Origin of the sequence: Maribacter sp. MMG018, assembly GCF_018100785.1 — a bacterium.
GTDB lineage: Bacteria > Bacteroidota > Bacteroidia > Flavobacteriales > Flavobacteriaceae > Maribacter.
In genome coordinates this window covers 1,496,840-1,515,171 of record NZ_JAGJEC010000001.1, presented here as the reverse complement: position 1 = coordinate 1,515,171, position 18,332 = coordinate 1,496,840, and the positions used below count along the sequence as shown (strand labels likewise).

Annotated in this window: 17 protein-coding genes; 8 read left to right on the top strand and 9 right to left on the bottom strand. The window is 38.5% G+C overall.

Going from position 1 to position 18,332, the window contains the following annotated elements; genetic code table 11:
- From J8L85_RS06440 to J8L85_RS06425, 4 genes are all read right to left on the bottom strand, one after another.
- Complete coding sequence (locus J8L85_RS06440) at window positions 1-741, bottom strand: isoprenyl transferase (protein WP_247656567.1); 741 nt, start codon at window positions 739-741, stop codon at window positions 1-3.
- An 8-nt stretch (window positions 742-749) separates the two neighbouring features.
- Window positions 750-1,436 carry a DUF6089 family protein gene (locus J8L85_RS06435; protein WP_211015677.1) on the bottom strand — a complete coding sequence of 229 codons (687 nt, stop codon included), beginning with the start codon at window positions 1,434-1,436 and terminating at the stop codon, window positions 750-752.
- A 112-nt stretch (window positions 1,437-1,548) separates the two neighbouring features.
- Window positions 1,549-2,430 (bottom strand): NAD kinase, encoded by an 882-nt coding sequence (locus J8L85_RS06430; RefSeq protein WP_211015675.1) that lies wholly within the window; start codon window positions 2,428-2,430, stop codon window positions 1,549-1,551.
- A 1-nt stretch (window position 2,431) separates the two neighbouring features.
- A complete protein-coding gene (locus J8L85_RS06425) occupies window positions 2,432-3,088 on the bottom strand; it encodes a CBS domain-containing protein (protein ID WP_211015673.1) in 657 nt (218 codons plus the stop codon).
- Between the two features lie 92 nt (window positions 3,089-3,180).
- Between J8L85_RS06425 and J8L85_RS06420 the strand changes: the two genes are divergently transcribed.
- The 6 genes from J8L85_RS06420 (at window position 3,181) to clpX (ending at window position 8,616) form a co-directional block, all read left to right on the top strand.
- A complete protein-coding gene (locus tag J8L85_RS06420; RefSeq protein ID WP_211015671.1) occupies window positions 3,181-3,894 on the top strand; it encodes a pyridoxine 5'-phosphate synthase in 714 nt (237 codons plus the stop codon).
- Window positions 3,891-4,673 (top strand): alpha/beta fold hydrolase, encoded by a 783-nt coding sequence (locus J8L85_RS06415; protein WP_211015669.1) that lies wholly within the window; start codon window positions 3,891-3,893, stop codon window positions 4,671-4,673. Before J8L85_RS06420 ends, J8L85_RS06415 begins: the two co-directional genes overlap by 4 nt.
- Before the next feature lie 72 nt (window positions 4,674-4,745).
- A complete protein-coding gene (locus tag J8L85_RS06410) occupies window positions 4,746-5,090 on the top strand; it encodes a phage holin family protein (protein ID WP_047246319.1) in 345 nt (114 codons plus the stop codon).
- Between the two features lie 111 nt (window positions 5,091-5,201).
- Window positions 5,202-6,524, top strand: coding sequence for a trigger factor (gene tig, locus J8L85_RS06405; RefSeq protein ID WP_211015667.1), 1,323 nt, complete (start codon window positions 5,202-5,204; stop codon window positions 6,522-6,524).
- 89 nt (window positions 6,525-6,613) lie between these two features.
- Window positions 6,614-7,294, top strand: coding sequence for an ATP-dependent Clp endopeptidase proteolytic subunit ClpP (gene clpP, locus J8L85_RS06400; RefSeq protein WP_211015665.1), 681 nt, complete (start codon window positions 6,614-6,616; stop codon window positions 7,292-7,294).
- 86 nt (window positions 7,295-7,380) lie between these two features.
- Window positions 7,381-8,616: an ATP-dependent Clp protease ATP-binding subunit ClpX gene (gene clpX, locus J8L85_RS06395; protein WP_211015663.1), complete on the top strand. Its 1,236-nt coding sequence runs from the start codon at window positions 7,381-7,383 to the stop codon at window positions 8,614-8,616.
- 14 nt (window positions 8,617-8,630) lie between these two features.
- On the opposite strand, the gene J8L85_RS06390 is transcribed toward clpX, so the two are convergent.
- Window positions 8,631-9,200: a hypothetical protein gene (locus J8L85_RS06390; RefSeq protein ID WP_211015661.1), complete on the bottom strand. Its 570-nt coding sequence runs from the start codon at window positions 9,198-9,200 to the stop codon at window positions 8,631-8,633.
- 198 nt (window positions 9,201-9,398) lie between these two features.
- Entirely contained in the window at window positions 9,399-10,937 is a 1,539-nt protein-coding gene (locus J8L85_RS06385) for a GH3 auxin-responsive promoter family protein (RefSeq protein WP_211015659.1), read from the bottom strand.
- A 76-nt stretch (window positions 10,938-11,013) separates the two neighbouring features.
- Between J8L85_RS06385 and J8L85_RS06380 the strand changes: the two genes are divergently transcribed.
- The gene (locus tag J8L85_RS06380; protein WP_211015657.1) at window positions 11,014-11,808 is read left to right on the top strand and encodes a DUF2797 domain-containing protein; all 795 of its coding nucleotides are present in this window, start codon (window positions 11,014-11,016) and stop codon (window positions 11,806-11,808) included.
- On the opposite strand, the gene J8L85_RS06375 is transcribed toward J8L85_RS06380, so the two are convergent.
- Genes J8L85_RS06375 through sppA form a run of 3 tightly spaced genes read right to left on the bottom strand, consistent with a single transcriptional unit; the run spans window position 11,801 to window position 17,073 of the window.
- The gene (locus J8L85_RS06375; protein WP_211015655.1) at window positions 11,801-14,554 is read right to left on the bottom strand and encodes an AsmA-like C-terminal region-containing protein; all 2,754 of its coding nucleotides are present in this window, start codon (window positions 14,552-14,554) and stop codon (window positions 11,801-11,803) included. The two genes, J8L85_RS06380 and J8L85_RS06375, sit on opposite strands and share 8 nt — an antisense overlap.
- Window positions 14,555-14,600: 46 nt before the next feature.
- Complete coding sequence (locus tag J8L85_RS06370; RefSeq protein WP_211015653.1) at window positions 14,601-15,311, bottom strand: queuosine precursor transporter; 711 nt, start codon at window positions 15,309-15,311, stop codon at window positions 14,601-14,603.
- Between the two features lies 1 nt (window position 15,312).
- Window positions 15,313-17,073 (bottom strand): signal peptide peptidase SppA, encoded by a 1,761-nt coding sequence (sppA, locus tag J8L85_RS06365; RefSeq protein WP_211015651.1) that lies wholly within the window; start codon window positions 17,071-17,073, stop codon window positions 15,313-15,315.
- Between the two features lie 71 nt (window positions 17,074-17,144).
- On the opposite strand from sppA, the gene folK reads away from it, so the two are divergent.
- Window positions 17,145-18,290, top strand: coding sequence for a 2-amino-4-hydroxy-6-hydroxymethyldihydropteridine diphosphokinase (gene folK, locus J8L85_RS06360; RefSeq protein WP_211015649.1), 1,146 nt, complete (start codon window positions 17,145-17,147; stop codon window positions 18,288-18,290).
- The last annotated feature ends 42 nt before the right edge of the window (window positions 18,291-18,332 follow it).

Sequence of the window (18,332 nt, the reverse complement as noted above, 5' to 3'; positions counted from 1 at the left end):
TTAAGTGAGTTGTTCGCTAGTTTTTCCAAATCTTCGTTCTCTGTTCTGGTAATTTTTTATGGCCTCTACCAAATGATGCTCATTAAAATCGGGCCAAAATACATCAATAAAATATAATTCGGCATATGCTATCTGCCATAACAAAAAATTGCTTATCCGATGCTCTCCGCTAGTTCGTACAAGCAAGTCTACGTCTGGCAAATTTTGCGTGTAAAGATGGTTATTAATAATGGTTTCGTCAATATTTTCAGGTGAAATTATATTATTTTTAACTTTGATAGCTATTGATTTAACCGCTGATTGCAGCTCTTCCCTAGCTCCATAACTCAAGGCCAAAGTAAGTGTCATACCTGTATTTTCTTCGGTTTTCCGCATCACTTCTACCAATTCTTTGCGAGCCCTATCGGGCAAGGCCGAAATATTACCAATGGTATTTAACTTTATATTATTCTTATTAAAGGTCTTAAGTTCTTTTCTAAGAGAAGAAACCAACAAACGCATCAAAGTCTCCACCTCATATTTTGGTCGGTTCCAATTTTCGGTAGAAAATGTATATAAGGTAAGGTATTCTATACCAATCTTAACGCAGTTCTCAACTGTGGACCTAACTGTTTTTACGCCATTTTCATGACCAAACACACGCATCTTGCCTCTCTGCTTTGCCCATCTTCCATTACCATCCATAATAATGGCCATGTGCCTTGGCAAGTTAATCGGTTCAATATCCTCTATTTTACTCATTGATGTTTTTATTCGAAGCAATCGGAACATGGTTTTCTACCAAAGGTGTATGTTAATGTCACCCCGGAAAAAACGTACCAATCGTCACTAAAAATATTTCCAAAACTGAATTCTTCAAAATTGGAACCTAAGGGATTACTGGCATCCAGATTATCCGTAAAGGTATACCTCGCCCCTATTTCTGCCCCAAAAATAAGAAACTGATTGATACGATACTTAAAACCTGCCGTCATTGGTATGGCAAAAGAACCATCCCTTTGACCCGTCTCTTGCAAAATACCTCCATTAAAATATTCGAAATCATACCTAAAATAAGTAACTCCGGTATACAGATATGGAGTAAAGGCCGGTCCCAACTTATGTAAATTATATTCTACAAAATTAAACTCTAGACCTGCCGAAACCTCAAAAATGGAATTATCCACCACGTACCCTCTTTGTTGTCGAGAAGCCATACTGGACTTATTATCGTCTGCGGTAAACTTACCGTACATGATACTACCTCGCCATGCATATCTTTTACTCTTATTCCATTTAAAAATACCACCAAAGGCAATATCGGAAGGCAAAATATAATTTGTTCTACCTACATCACCGATAGTATTGGCTCCACCAGCAAAAACACCTACCTCATAGGTTTGTGCATTTGCTCCAAAAAAAATGGACAAAAGAGCAACAAAAACAAGTTTACGCATATCTATTAAGGTTTGTAATCTTATGTAGCCACTATATATTTATGCACCACACATTAATTGAGTTCTCACAAGATAAACAGCTTTTGAGGGCATTTATTGTTTCAACAAAAGTTCAATTTCTTTTGTCCTCGCCCCACAACAATTTGTTTCTAAGTGTTTTTAAGAAGCTTTCTGAGGTATACTCTATCATCTTTATGGCAAAAGGCGCCTTTGTAATGGTAATTTCCTGCCCGTTCTCTAAAGATGCGATCCTAGAATCCAATGACACCAAATGGTTTTCTTCCCTACCCGAAACCCGTAGTCTTATTTTGGTATCGTCGGAAATAACCAAAGGCCGTGCGTTCAAATTATGGGGCGCAATGGGCGTAAGCACCAAAGATTTGGCCGTTGGCACTATAACCGGACCTCCGCAACTCAAAGAATACCCTGTTGAACCCGTAGGGGTAGAGATTATAAGACCATCTGCCCAGTAAGAGGTAAGATACTCATCGTTTAAATGCGTTTCTACGGTAATCATAGATGTGGTATCTTTTCTACTGACCGTAATTTCGTTCAATGCAAAATTAAGGTCGCCGAACTCGGCTTCCAGCGCATTGGCATGTATTTGCACCAAACTTCTTTCTACAACGGTATAGGCACCGTGTACAAACTCTTTCACCACTTTTCTGACATCCTCTTTTTTAAAGGTCGACAAAAAACCAAGCCTACCCGTATTTACCCCTACAATAGGAATGCCCAAATCCTTTACAAACGTGGTCGCCCTTAATATGGTACCGTCCCCACCAAAACTAACGAACATGTCAAAAGAGCCGTCCAGCCCTTCTTTGGCCGTAAAAACAGGAAAAGTTAAAGACTCGGGGCTTTTTTTATACAGGCAATAAAACTCTTCTTCAATAAAAACCTCGGCCGACTCTTTCTTGAGTTCGTCCAATAGCTCTATTACATATTCTATTGCATTATCCTGATACGTTTGACCGTAGATGGCAACCTTCATACTAGACATTTAGGTACTTATCCAAATAATCCGATCTATTTTTTAGATCTTCCAAAAACTGATCGTCACTATTACCAAATATAATATGATAATTATAACGTCTAAAGGTCTGTACCACCTTATCAAAATTAACGGTACTGATCTTAATGGTAACCTGCACCACATCGTTCTGCATATCGGTTATAAAACCACCTATCAGCTTGGCATTGTTACTTTCCACTATTTGTGCAATTTCACTGAACGAATAATCCTTGATCCCGGTCGCCACGACCAAAATATTGCCGGGATCCGTAAAAAAAGGGGTATCGATAAACACGGCCACCACATCCGTTAGGTCATAATAGCCAAAAACCTCTTCACCCTCTCCAAGCACCGGAACCAAATTTGCCTCATTTCTGGCAAATACCTCTAGCACATCCAACCAATTGGTATCTCTATTCACAAAAAAAGCCTCTAGGTCATATCTATACTCATCAATTTTAGCGGTAGGCGATATAACATCTATATCATTCTCGGAAAAGACCCCTAAAAACCTTCCTTTTTCTACAACGGCTATGTGTGAAAAAGTATTTTCCTTGAAAAAGTCGAGTACCTTCTCAAAAGAATCCTGAACATCGAAGACAGGTATGTTATGGATAATATGTTTTTGAATATACATAGACGAAATTATAACGCAAAATAACAATTAATAATATCAAAAGGCATGCCTAATTCGTATTTTTGAAGTCGTTTTAATCCAGAATCGATAATATGACGAAACTAAGCGTTAATGTAAACAAAATTGCCACCCTAAGAAATGCAAGAGGAGGCAACATGCCCGACCTTTTAAAAGTAGCAGCGGATATCGAAAGATTTGGGGGACAGGGCATAACCGTACACCCAAGACCCGATGAACGCCATATAAGGTACCAAGACACAAGAGACCTAAAGAAAATAGTAACGACCGAGTTCAACATTGAAGGCAACCCCAACCCTAAATTCATCGACCTGGTATTGAACGTAAAACCTGAACAAGTAACCTTGGTCCCCGATGCCGTGGACGCCATTACCTCTAACGCAGGCTGGAACACCATTGAACATGCCGATTTTTTAACGGACGTTATCGCCACTTTTAAAAAAGCAGGTATCAGAACCTCCATTTTCGTAGACCCCAATACAGATATGGTAGAAGGTGCCAAAGCTACAAATACCGACCGCATAGAACTATATACGGAAAGTTACGCCAAGCAATACCCCACAAACAAAGAAGAGGCCATAAAACCCTTCGTCGACGCAGCGATAAAGGCCAACGAACTAGGTTTGGGCATTAATGCCGGTCACGACCTTAGCTTGGACAACATCGAATATTTTAAAAAGAATATTCCAGGCCTACTGGAAGTTTCCATCGGGCACGCGTTAATATGTGAATCTATTTATTTAGGCCTAGAGAATGTTATAAACATGTATTTGAACAAATTAAAATGAATCAAATCTTATACTCCAATATCATTGGTTCGGGCAAGCCCCTTTGCATACTCCACGGTTTCTTAGGAATGTCGGACAACTGGAAAACACTGGGAACCGCCTATGCCGAAAACGGTTTTGAAGTACATTTAATAGACCAGCGAAACCATGGCAGAAGTTTTCATTCACCCGATTTCAACTACGATTTTCTTGTCAACGACCTCAACGATTACTTACTTGCCAAGAATATCGAAAGTACCTTTCTAATAGGCCATTCCATGGGAGGAAAAACAGCCATGCAATTCGCATGTTCCTATCCAGAAAAAACACAAAAGCTGATAGTGGCCGATATCGCCCCAAAGTTTTATCCGCCACACCACCACGATATCATTAACGCGCTCAACTCCCTTGATTTATCCGAATTAAAATCAAGAAGCAAAGCGGACGAGCAACTACAACAATATTTAAGCAATTTTGGTGTCCGTCAATTTTTGCTGAAAAACCTGTATAGGACAGAAGACAAAAAACTAGCTTTCAGGTTTAACCTGGAAGTGCTCAGCGACAAAATGGAAGAGGTAGGCGAGAACATTAACAGTACCGATCACTACGATGGCCCTACCCTATTTTTAAAAGGCAGTAAATCGGAGTACATTACGCAGGCCGATATACCAGAGATAAAAAGGCATTTTCCCAATGCCAAAATTGAAACCATCGACAATGCCAGTCATTGGCTACACGCAGAGAACCCGACTCAATTTTTAGAAAAATCACTGGTTTTCCTAAACAACGACCTACCTTAACACATACCAACTTATTTTTTTACCTTTAATAACAATTAAAACCTGTCGGCAAAACATATAAACACACCCAATATGAAACTTATAATCAGAATTCTACTAAGCGCACTGGCCGTTATACTTTTAGCTAATTTTTTACCCCACGTATCGGTTGATTCGTACATGACCGCAATAATAGTGGCCATAGTACTGAGCTTACTTAATTTTTTGGTGAAACCGATCTTGGTGATACTCACGCTTCCGGTCACTATTGTAACCTTTGGGCTATTTCTGTTGATCATAAACGCAATACTCATATTATTGGCCGATAATTTGATAGACGGGTTTAATGTTGACGGACTTTGGTGGGCACTTCTTTTTAGCCTTCTACTGTCTTTTTTACAATCCATTCTGTTTTCATTACTCAAAGAAGATGAGTAAAAAGCAAGTTATTATTTGAAATTCAAGGCTTTAAAAACTTGGTCAACATTATAAAATAGAGTAATTTTGCATCCCATTTTTATATAAGTAATTTAAGTAGATACCGAAGGAATGAATATTACAAAAGAGCAAATAGACGATTTAAACGCTGTTGTTAAAGTTGCTATTACCAAAGAAGACTATCAAGATAAAGTAGACACCATCCTTAAAGATTATAAGAAACAGGCGAACATTCCTGGTTTCAGAAAAGGACAAGTACCTATGGGTCTTATAAAAAAACAGTACGGAAAAGCTGTTTTGGTGGATGAGGTAAATAAATTGTTACAAGACAACTTGAACAAATACCTTACAGAAGAAAAATTAGATGTACTAGGAAACCCACTACCTAAGCAAAGAGATGATTTTGATTGGGACAAAGAAGAACTTGACTTTGAATTTGAGTTGGGCCTAGCTCCTGATTTTGAAGTATCCCTTAAAACCAAAAAAGCCATTACCCATTACAAGATAGTGGCCGACAAAAAAATGATTACCGAACAGGTAGAGCGTATTCAAAAGCAATACGGAAAATTGGTAAGCAAGGATGAGGTAGGCAAAAAGGATGAAGTTTCAGGCAAGTTCACCAACGAAGAAGAAGGTATAGACAACCAGACCTTGATCGAGATGGATAGCCTTAAAAGCAAAAAAGCGATTGACAGTCTTGTAGGCAAAAAGGTAGGTGACGTAGTTACACTAAAGACCAAAGGGCTGTTCAAAGAGGATCACCTATTGTCTAGCGCATTAGGAATAGCCAAGGACAAAGCAGATGACCTAAATACTGAAGTTACCTTCACCATTACTGAAATAAACGAAAGAGAGCCTGCCGAACTAAACCAAGAATTGTTCGACAAACTTTTTGGCAAAGACGTTATTAAATCTGAAAAAGAGCTTAGAGAGCGTATTGCGGAAGATTCTGAAAAACAATTCGAACAACAGGCCGATCAAAAATTACTGAACGATGTAACGGAGTATTTTATAGAAAATACCAAGTTTGATCTTCCTGCAGGATTCTTGACCAAGTGGATTCAGATGACCGGCGAAAAAGAATTGACCGAGGAAGAAGCTAGCGAAGAATACAAAAAGTCGGAAAAAGGCTTGCGCTACCAACTTATAGAAGGCAAGATCATAAAAGACAATGACCTTCAGGTTCAGTTCGACGAATTGAAGGAATTTGCCAAAGGATTCATAAAATCTCAAATGGCACAATTTGGCCAAATGGACCCAAAAGAAGAAGAATTGGACAATATTGCAGCTCGTGTTCTAGGAAACCAAGACGAGGTAAGACGTCTGTCCGAACAACTTATGAGCCAAAAATTATTGAACCTTTATAAAGAAAAGGCCAACCTAAAGACAAAAGAGGTTACCTACGAAAACTTCGTGAAAGAAGTTTACGGATAGTATTCAAACAATAATTTAAGTATCTTTACGGTGCCGGAAATCTTTTTTTCGGCACCTTTTTTTACTACTTAAAAATCGTTTAGGAATTTATGGATTACGGAAAAGAGTTCAAGAATTACGCCATAAAGCATCAGGGAATCAACAGCATGTACTATGACAAAATCATGAGTAGCATGTACCCTACAAACATGACGCCGAATATAATTGAGGAAAGACAGCTCAATGCCATTGCCATGGATGTATTTTCTCGTTTGATGATGGATAGGATTATATTTTTAGGCACCGGTATAAATGATCAGGTCGCCAATATTGTTCAGGCCCAATTATTATTTTTGGAAAGCGCCGATGCCTCTAAGGACATACAGATATATATTAATTCGCCAGGTGGTAGTGTATATGCAGGTTTAGGTATTTATGACACCATGCAGTTCATAAAACCGGACGTAGCCACTATATGCACAGGTATGGCGGCCTCTATGGGCGCAGTACTTCTTTGTGCCGGAGAAAAAGGTAAACGTAGTGGACTTAGTCACTCTAGGGTAATGATCCACCAACCAATGGGCGGTGCACAAGGACAGGCTAGTGATATTGAGATTACCGCCAGAGAAATTCTAAAGCTTAAAGAAGAACTCTACGAGATCATCTCAAAACATTCTGGTCAGCCAATGGAAAAAATCCATGAGGACAGTGATCGTGATTTCTGGATGAAAGCCGATGTGGCCAAAGAATATGGTATGATTGACGAGATTTTGGTTCGAGACAAAGAATAACTTGTTCCAAAATCTAGAATTTTAGTATTTTTTTTGAACCAAAAGCGAAATAAAAACGTTGTGCTTTTGGACAGTTTATATAATTTATGGCAAAGGAAAATTTAGAATGTTCGTTTTGTGGAAGGAAAAAACCAGAAACAAACTTGTTGATAGCAGGCTTGGACGCTCACATTTGTGACCGTTGTATAGAGCAGGCGCATGGTATAGTGGCGGAAGAATCAAGGCAAACAAAAACCAATGACCTTTCCTCAGAATTGACCTTAAAAAAACCCCAAGAGATAAAAGCTTTCTTGGATGGTTTTATTATTGGTCAAGAGCGTACCAAAAAAGTAATGTCCGTTGCCGTATACAACCATTACAAAAGACTTTTGCAGCCTTCTTCAAAAGAAGATGATATTGAAATACAGAAAAGTAATATTATAATGGTCGGCCAAACAGGGACCGGAAAGACCCTTATGGCCAAAACCATAGCCAAAATGCTGAACGTGCCTTTGGCAATAGTCGACGCCACAGTACTTACCGAGGCGGGCTACGTAGGCGAAGATGTAGAAAGCATACTTACCAGATTATTACAAGCTGCAGATTACAATTTAGAAAAAGCGGAAAGAGGGATTGTTTTTATCGATGAGATAGACAAAATCGCAAGAAAAAGTGACAATCCGTCCATTACGCGCGATGTTTCTGGAGAAGGCGTACAACAGGGATTACTTAAATTATTGGAAGGAACCACTGTAAACGTACCCCCAAAAGGAGGAAGAAAGCATCCAGATCAGAAATTTATAGAAGTAAACACAGAAAACATTTTGTTCATCGCAGGTGGAGCTTTTGATGGTATCGAAAGAGCTATCACAAAAAGGCTTAACCTACAGGCCGTTGGGTATAGCGCCTCAAAAGCAGATGAAAACCTGGACGAAACAAACATACTGCAATATATTATCCCAAAAGATTTAAAGGAGTTTGGTCTAATACCGGAGATAATCGGAAGATTACCCGTATTGACACACATGAATCCTTTAGATGAGAAAACATTGCGAGCTATACTAACAGAGCCTAAAAATGCTATTATAAAGCAATATGAAAAGCTGTTTGCCATGGACGATATTACGTTCACCATTACAGACCAGGCTCTTGACTATATAGTTGCCAAAGCTGTTGAGTACAAACTTGGCGCAAGAGGCCTCAGATCGCTCTGTGAAGCAATTTTCACTGATGCCATGTTTGAAATGCCCAGTACGGAAGAGACGGAATTTAAGGTAACAAAACCTTATGCCGAACAAAAATTGTCGTACGAAACAGTTAAGAAGTTAAAAGCGGTCTCTTAAAGATCAGTAAATCGCTAAACCACCTTTTTTTCTAATGATTGTTGAGGTATTGTTATATTGGTAACCTCTTTTAGAAGACTTAAGCATACCTTTTTGATGATTTTTTCATCCTCATACAAGGTATGTCCATAATTAGGCAGCACCTCCATTTCAACACCTAAATTACTGGCCCAAACCTCACTGGGTCTATTACTATCTTTACCGCCATATAGCAAACTAAAAGGAACGTTCGGTTTATCGTTGTCCAATCTAATTCTTGTAGCGGATATACAATACAATGATTTAACGGGAAGTCCTTTTTTTGCAGCATTCCAGACTATGGTACCACCAGTACTAAAGGCTAAATAATAACTAGGTGTTTTTTCTTTCTTTAATAAATGGGATACAGCTGTATCGATTCCTCCATTTAAAAACGCCTCATGTACATTTTCCTCTGTCTGCACGGCCAAATCCAAATTTGCCAATTGCTGACTATCATAAAAAGTAATATCAAAATATTGCTGCAGATAACCGAGATATGAAGTTATCCACAAGCCTTTTTTTGCTCCCCACATGTCGGATACTATTACTAATCTTTGTGTCATAATATTATTTGGTAAATTATTAATTTGGGAACTGCCTTACTAAATTGACTTATTAACGCCGAAAACAATAATTTATTTGGTTAGACGCCACAATTACTCGATGTAACACGGTTTGGCAATTTAAAAAGAAGAAGAAATATTTCAAAAAATATTCAACATAACAAACACAATATCAGTGTATTAGTTACATTTATAAAATCAATTTACCACCAAATTGCCCTTCTCTTTGTTCATAAGAAGCAACTCTTCTAAATAATCTCTTCGATTGGAAAGTCTAGGAATTTTATGTTGCCCTCCCAATTTATCATTCACCTTAAGCCAATCATAAAAAAGGTTCTCACGTGCTATATGCACCTTGGGCATTTTTAAAGTAATATTATTGTATCGTTTTGCCTCATAATCTGAGTTCAACGACTTTAATGCATTGTCTAAAAATTCGGTAAAATAATCCAAGTCCTTCGGTGGTTTCCTAAACTCAATAATCCACTCATGGGCGCCCTTTTCATTACCTTCCATAAATATGGGGCCAGCCGTATAATCCTTAATTTCCGCACCCGTCTTAAGACATACGGTCTTTAGCGCCTCTTCTGCATTTTCAATAATCAATTCCTCTCCAAAAACATTAATATGGTGCTTGGTTCGCCCTGTAATACGAATACGATACGGATTTTTCGAGGTAAAACGAACCGTATCACCTATCTTATATCGCCATAACCCAGAATTTGTAGTAATGACAATTGCATAGTTCTTACCAACCTCTACTTCCCAAATAGGTATGCACTGCTGATCTTCACTTCCATAGACATCCATAGGAATAAACTCATAGAATATTCCATAATCCAACATCAACAACAAATCATCGGCATCGTTACGGTCCTGTATTGCAAAAAAACCTTCTGAGGCATTATAGATCTCATAATACCTAAACTGCTTTCTGGGCAGTAATTTCTTGTACTGTTCTTTATAGGGACTAAAGCTGACACCGCCATGAAAATAGACTTCTAAATTCTCCCAGACCTGAAAAAGATGTTCTTTACCTGTTTCTTGCAAAACATTGTTCAACAAAACCAACATCCAAGATGGCACCCCTGCCAAACTGGTTACATTCTCCTGAACACTTTCCTCTATGATTGCCTTTAATTTAATTTCCCACTCACTCATCAGGGAAACCTTATTACTGGGGGTACTACTAAACTCTGCCCATAACGGCATGTTATCTATTAGTATAGCCGATAGATCACCAAAAAACGAGCCATTGTCCTCATAAAGTTCTTTACTACCCCCCAACCTTAGACTTTTGCCGGTAAAAAGTTGAGAGTTTTCATTATTGTTCAAATAAAGGCACAGCAAGTCTTTTCCTGATTTATAATGACAGTCTTCCAATGCTTCGGAACTTACAGGTATAAATTTGCTTTTCGCATTGGTGGTTCCACTACTTTTTGCGAATAGTTTTACCGTAGTAGGCCAAAAAAGATTTTGTTCTCCCTTTCTGGTTCTTTCTATAATAGGCTCCACATCCTCATAGCAGACCACGGGAACACGCTCTTTAAACGTATTGTAAGAATTAATGGACTCAAAATCATATGCTCGCCCCACTTCGGTATCTTCAGCAATTTCCAATAACTGCAACAACACTTCTTCCTGTACCTCTTCAGGATATTTCAAGAAAAGTTCTATTTGATGATAGCGTTTTTTTAACAACCAGGACGCTATTGAATTGAACAGAGGAATGGACATTTTTTGGGTATCTTTACGCCCTAAAAATAGGGTTTATCCCCATCATTTTCAAATTGAAATTTTAATTAGACCATATATGCAATACGAAGGAGTCTTAAGAAAAATGGAGACCGAGGCCGATAGCCCTATTCAGTATTACTTAGTTTTTGAATCGGATTTTCTGAACCTGAACCAAGTATTGGGAAAGAAGATAAAAATAGACTTCATAAAACACCAATGTTTAAATTGCGGCAATGACCGGCCTATCTACCGACAGGGCTTTTGCAAATCGTGTTTTTTTGAAATTCCCTCGGCGGGCGACTGGATCATGAGACCCGAACTGAGCAAGGCACATCTAGATATAGAGGACCGTGATTTGGCCTATGAGAAAAAAGTACAATTACAACCCCATATTGTTTACCTCGCCAACTCTAGTAACATAAAAGTTGGCGTTACCCGAAAATCTCAGGTTCCTACGAGATGGATAGACCAAGGCGCACATGAAGCCATAGAGATCGTAGAAGTACCCAACAGATATTTGGCAGGCATAACCGAAGTTGCGTTAAAAGATCACCTCTCCGACAAAACAAATTGGCGAAAAATGCTTACCAATAACACAGAGGACCAAGATCTTGTGGCATGGCGAAACAAACTAAAACAGTACATACCAGAAGAGGCTCTGCCTTTTTATATCACCGACAACGCTGAGACCCACCTTGAGTTTCCTGTATTAAAATACCCCGAGAAAGTAAAAAGCCTGAATCTGGACAAAACCCCAAGCTACTCTGGAACGTTAATGGGCATCAAGGGCCAATACCTCATCTTTGATGATGAAACCGTCTTTAATATTAGGAGCAACGAGGGCTACTATGTAGGACTCTCCATTATTTGATCGAGTCTTTTTGAGTTTCCGTTTCACTTGTTTTCTTCTTTCCGAACAAACCTCCTAGAATATCTTTGGCCGCTTCTTTGACCGTCTCTTCCTTTTTCGGTGTTGTAGCGGTCGTATCGGCACTGGATGTAGTCGTGTCAGATTTTTTAACGGTCCCCAAAATATTTCCAAGCACTTCTTTGGCATCCGTTTTAACATCATCACCGGAGGTAGAATCGTTTTCGGTAGTATTATTGGACAATAACCCCCCTATTAAATCTTTGGCCTTATCTTTTCCTGCGCTAATTAGTTTTTGCTTCTGTATCTCTATCAACTGATTGGTCAAATTCTTCACCCCCGAACTTAAATCCGTAGTTACCTCGGGACTATTATACATACCTCCAATATTCGCGGTTACGGGAATTGTTAAGCCTTCTAGAGAGCTATCGTCTATTTTAGCAATTAAATCAGTAATGTCTTTACCTAAATACTTAGCAGGCACCTCTAAAGTAGCCTTGTAATTCATTTTTTGGTCAAAAGTGTGATTACCATCAACATTAATGGCTATATCTTTATAGTTAACGGTGAAGGGTTTTACAGAAACCAATCCGTCCTTAAAAGATAATTTTGTCTTTAGCTCTTTGAGGTTCAATTGTTCCAAATCAAGAAAATTCAATTTACTATCCAAAGCGGTAAGCATAGGCGCCTTTTCGGCACTTATTTCCCTAGTTAAAATATCTGCAAGTATATCTCCACTTAAAGACAAAAGGTCTGGAGAAAAATCATCGGTCAAATTTCCGGACAAGGAAATATCTGAACTAAAAGTCCCTTTTATCACTTGTGCTACCGGCGCCAACACCTTAAAAAGTTCCAAAGCCTCAAAAGTTTCACTTACCTGTAACTGATCCATTCCCAATTTCATGGCAAAGGTAGGAGTATCGGTCTTGGTGGAAACCTCACCGCTAAAAGCAACTTGGCCATCGAATAAAGAAGACGTCATATTGCTCAAAGTAGCCTTCTCATCTTTGATCTTCAAATTCCCCTTTACATTCTTCAATGTAATATCATCGTACAATACCGTATTGGCAGAGGCGACAAAAGTAGCATCGAGAAAAGAAGGTATTTTAATTTTTTCGGTCGATGAATCGGAAGTATTTGCTTCCTCTTCACCACTTTCCGTTTTTGGGGCCTCCTCTACCATAAAATCGTTCAGGGCAAAGGTATTGGAGTCTAGATTAAAATTACCCTCTATATTCTCATCATTAAAAAAGTAGCCCAAGAAATTATTAACGACTCCCGTCACTTTAAAATCGGTCTTACCCGTAGAACCATCCAATTCTTTTAGCGTCACCGTTTTAGGATTAAAACTAACCGAAGTAGTTTTTAAAACGACCGGATTTGGCATTTCCTCCGACTTGTACTCAAAATCGCTCAAGGTCATTTGCCCCTCGGTCCTTGTATTCTCATATTGCTTCTTTTCCAAGGTCTCCATATCAAAGGCGGTACTTATATCGGCATCCAAAAGTCCCTTTAAACTAAGTCCCTCTGGTACAGGATATGCCTTTTCCAAATTTGCCAGGTTCATCTTACCATCCATATGGGCATTTACATGTGTATTGCCCATGAGTTCCGTTATTTTTGATGTAAGGTTAAATTTATCCTCATCGATCATAAAAGATGCCTTATTAATATCTACATAGGTATCCTCTACAATACCTGTAGTATTATTTATCGCCACATCAATAAAGATATTCTTTACAGATTTTGGCAAATCCGGATATTTGAAAGAAGCATTATCGGAATTGATAGTAATATTAAATTTAGGTATATGCTCTTCATCCACGATTCCCTCAAATGCACCCTCTACCTCAAAATTACCGGTAGTCGCAACATTGGCTATATCTTTTGAATATGCCTCTGGAATAACGGCCAAGAAATTTTTAAAATCCGAAGAAGGTGTTTTAAAGCTGATATCTACCTCTTGGTTATCATCGTTCATCTTTATAAAGCCATCGAATACCAAAGGAAGTTGATTCAACAGTGCTTCGTTCTTTAAGAAAGAATACTTGTTCTCTTTTAGATCTATACCGATCAAGGCATCCAACTGTATTTTGTTATTGTTCAAATAATTGGCGCTATCCATTTCAAATGACACCAATGCATCGGTATGTGTATCCAACTCAGATGTCTCCAAAGACAAATCTCCTTTTCCCCGGTGGTTCATATCGGTAATACCCAAATGAATTCCTGTCGAAAAATCATCGTAAGATATTTTTGTGTTGGTTATTTCGTACGATTCCATATTGAACGAAAACCCGTCTGTTGAAGCAGGCTCTGTATCCGTAGAAGTTTCAGATCCGGTTTCTTTAGCTATATCGTAGTTCGCATTTTCGTTTTCATCCACTTTAATTTGAAGCAGCGCATCGCCAATAGCAATATTTTTTATGGAAATCGGTTCATCACTGCCCTTCAATAATTGCATAAGCCCCATAGACAAAGAAACCTCTTTGGCCGCAAATAGCGTATCGCCTTCAAAAGGTTGTTTATTGATCATACTCACATCTTGTAAGCGCACTTCCGCATTTGGAAAACTACGGATCAGACTTAAGCTCGCCTCAGAAAAATCGAAGTCGGCATTCACCGAGTTATTGACATTGTTCTTTAGAATATCGCCGATCTTGGCTTCCAGAAAAAAAGGTATGGCCACTAACACCCCAATTACCAATAATAACAAGACACCTGCGATCTTTAAAATCTTCTTTTTCATAATTGTACTTTGCGTGTGTGATAAAAACAGAAAAATCGGCTTTATATTATGCGTCCAGATCAATTTCTTGATTCACCGCCAACTTAAAGCGTTTTCTCATTATATATACGAAGAAGTATAACAAAGGGGTGTCTAAAAGTGCTATAATTATCTTAAAAATAAACCCACTGATCACAAGACCCGTGAACCTAGCCCAAGGTATCTCCCCAAAAGAGCATAAAAGAAAGACCACGGTAAAGGTATCTATCAACTGAGAGGAAAAAGTAGAAAAATTATTCCGTAGCCAAAGATACTTTCCCCTTGTAAGGTTTTTCCAAAAATGATATATCTGTATATCTACGAACTGGGCCAACAAATAAGCCATCATAGAGGCAAAAACCGCGATTATAGTGTTACCGAACACTTTAGAAAACAAACCATCGGCAACAGGAGACCAAGAAGTCGCGGGCACCGAATTTCCGGTGTATACGATGAGTAACGAAAAGAAGGACGCAAAAATACCGGCTACCACTATCTGGTTTGCCTTTTTCTTACCAAAAATCTCCGATATTAAATCGGTTATCAAAAAAGTTATGGGATAAGGCAATACACCTACCGATATCTCAAACAAAGGGGCTCCAAAAATCGTTACATCACCAAAGGGGTTCCAATAGAAAAACTTTTGAAATATTAGATTGGAAACCACCAAAGATGTTATAAATAGGGCCCCTAGGTACAAATAAATTCTACGGGCCAACAATTTATCCTTATGGAGCATTCTAATTTATATTTAGGGTAAAGGGCATTCTGGCCTGTACCCCTTTTTGATTCATGATCGATTGCACCTCTTTCAGTACATTATAGGCCTTGTCGCCTATTTCTTCCCTAATAAGATTATCTTTGGTTTTTGCACTAGCACCCGAAAAATCTTCCATAAATCTCTCAAAACCAGATTTGTATCTTGGAAATTTTTTAACACCATAGGTTTCTACCCCGGCCATGTTGGCCGCTTCCGATATGGCATCCTCCAAAGTCCCCAGTTCATCTACGAGACCCAACCGTCTTGCATCGACCCCGCTCCATACCCTTCCTTGTGCCACACTATCGGCCTCTGCCATAGAAATATTTCTGCCAGCAGCTACCCTACTTAAAAAAGTATTGTAAGTTACCTCTATACTTTCTTGCACCTGGTTTCTAAAAGAATCGCTCATAGGTTCGAATAAAGAATAATCTACAGAGTTCTTATTGGTACCCACCTGCTCTGCATTGATACCTATATCCGTTGCAAGACCATTGATATTCGGCACGGTACCAAAAACACCAATAGATCCAGTAATAGTAGTAGGCTCTGCAAATATCTTATCGGCACCTGCCGCGATATAATACCCACCAGATGCAGCTACATCACCCATAGATACCACTACAGGTTTCTTCTCCTTGGCCAGTTCTACTTCCCTCCAAATTATATCGGAAGTTAGCGCACTACCACCCGGCGAATTTACCCTTAAAACTATCGCTTTTACCCCATCATCTTCTTTTGCCTTTATAAGCGCTTCGTTTATTAAACCCTGACCTATTATATCAGGACCTCCTTCACCATACAAAATCTCTCCCTGCGCAAAGATTACGGCAATTTTATCACTTCCGGCCTTAAGCTTCTTACCGTTAGCGTATTTCGCATAATCGTCTAAAGCGATATAATTTACATCCTTATTTTCTTCGGCGGACAGCATACTGGCGATTGTACCTTCATATTCATCATAAAAAAGAATATTGTCTATCAACCCATTTTCTTTGGCATACTTTGGCAATCTAGCCCCCAAGGTATCCGCGATAACATTTAGGTCTTGCTCGGCAATACCTCTATCTTCAGAAATATCGGAAAGCATAGAATTCCACAAAGACTGTATCAACTCTTTGATCTGGGTCCTATTTGCATCGCTCATTTCATTTTCCAAATAAGGTTCTACGGCACTTTTATACTTACCATGGCGTACCACTTCCATTTTAATACCTGTTTTTTCTTGAAGATCCTTATAGTACAACACCTCAGATGACAACCCTTTAAAATCCATCACTCCTACTGGATTCAAAAAAACAGAATCCGCAACACTTGCCAAATAGTAGTCTTTTTGTGAATAAAAGTCACCATAGGCATATACGAACTTGCCAGATGCCTTAAAATCTTTTAAGACCTTTCGTAAGCTCTGGGTTTGTGATAGACCGGCTAGAATAAAATTATTATTGATACTTATGCCCTTGATACGTTTATCGTTCTTGGCCACCTTTATGGCATGTAGAATTTCATCCAACCCCTGAGACTCCTCGAATATTCCAGAAAACGGGTCTGCTTCACCGCTACCGGTATAATCTGAAATCGGACGTTGCAACTGTATTTCCAACACAGAATTATCTTTCACCACTACCGCATCTTCACCGCTACCCAATAGACTTACCAGTACCAAAAACATAACAAAGAGGATCCCAAAAGCAAACAAAGTGCCGAGAATCGATGCTAAAAAATTTCTCAAAAAGTTCATGCGATAGCAATTTTTATTAGCCGACAAAGATAACTAATGTGAAATTGTTTTACTTATTTTGCTGTCAGATTATGACAAGAACAACAACCGTATATATTTCCATCGGAAGCAATCTAGGAAACAAAAGACAGAATCTTCAGCATGCAGTTTTTTCAATTGAAAAGCATATCGGAGAAATTACGGCATTATCGCCCATATACAATACTCCTTCTTGGGGCTTTGAATCCGATGACTTTTTTAATGCCTGTGTAAAGGTAGAATCCGCATTGAAGCCCGAGCCCTTATTGGATAAGCTGATGCTTATCGAAAAAAACATGGGAAGGGAGAGAAAAAATAGTGATGGTTATGAAAGTAGGATCATAGATTTAGACATTATCTATTACGGCTATGAAATTATCAACAACGACAATTTAACAATTCCTCATCCAAGATTACAGGAAAGAAGGTTTGTACTAAAGCCATTGGCAGATGTCGCCCCACAATTTTACCATCCTATCTTTAATAAAGACACGCGAAACCTGTTACAAGAATGTAGGGACAAAAGCAAATTGACCAAATTAAAGGAAAAGCTTTTCCCTAATCGCACAAGTCTATTCTCTGAAACGCAGTTTATTGCTATCGAAGGGAATATTGGAGCGGGAAAAACAAGTTTGGCAACAAAAATATCCGAAGATTTTAATGCCAAATTAATTCTGGAAAGATTTGCCGACAATCCGTTTTTACCAAATTTCTATAAAGACCAGGCCCGTTATGCCTTTCCTTTGGAAATGTCCTTTTTGGCAGACCGATACCAACAGTATATGGACGACACCAAACAATTCGACCTTTTCAAGAACTTTATGGTGAGTGATTACGATATTTTTAAATCCTTGATTTTTGCCAATGTAACCCTTCAAAAAGATGAATTTGACCTATATCGAAAGATTTTCAATTTCATGTACAAGGAGGTGAAAAAGCCAAAAATCTACGTTTATCTGTACCAAACACCTGAAAGATTATTGGAGCAAATTAAAAAAAGGGGCAGGGATTACGAACAAAGTATTGACAGCCAATATCTTGAAAATATCAACAGGGGATATCTAGATTTTTTAAAAACATATCCGCCAGAAAATCAATTAATTATAGATGTTTCGTCGTTAGATTTTGTTAACAAAAGAGAAGATTACGAAACCATTTTAGAAAACATTCAGGATTTCGCATTATCAAAATACGATTAACATAATTTTAGTAAATTTCTTGCACAATAGAAATGATTTTGC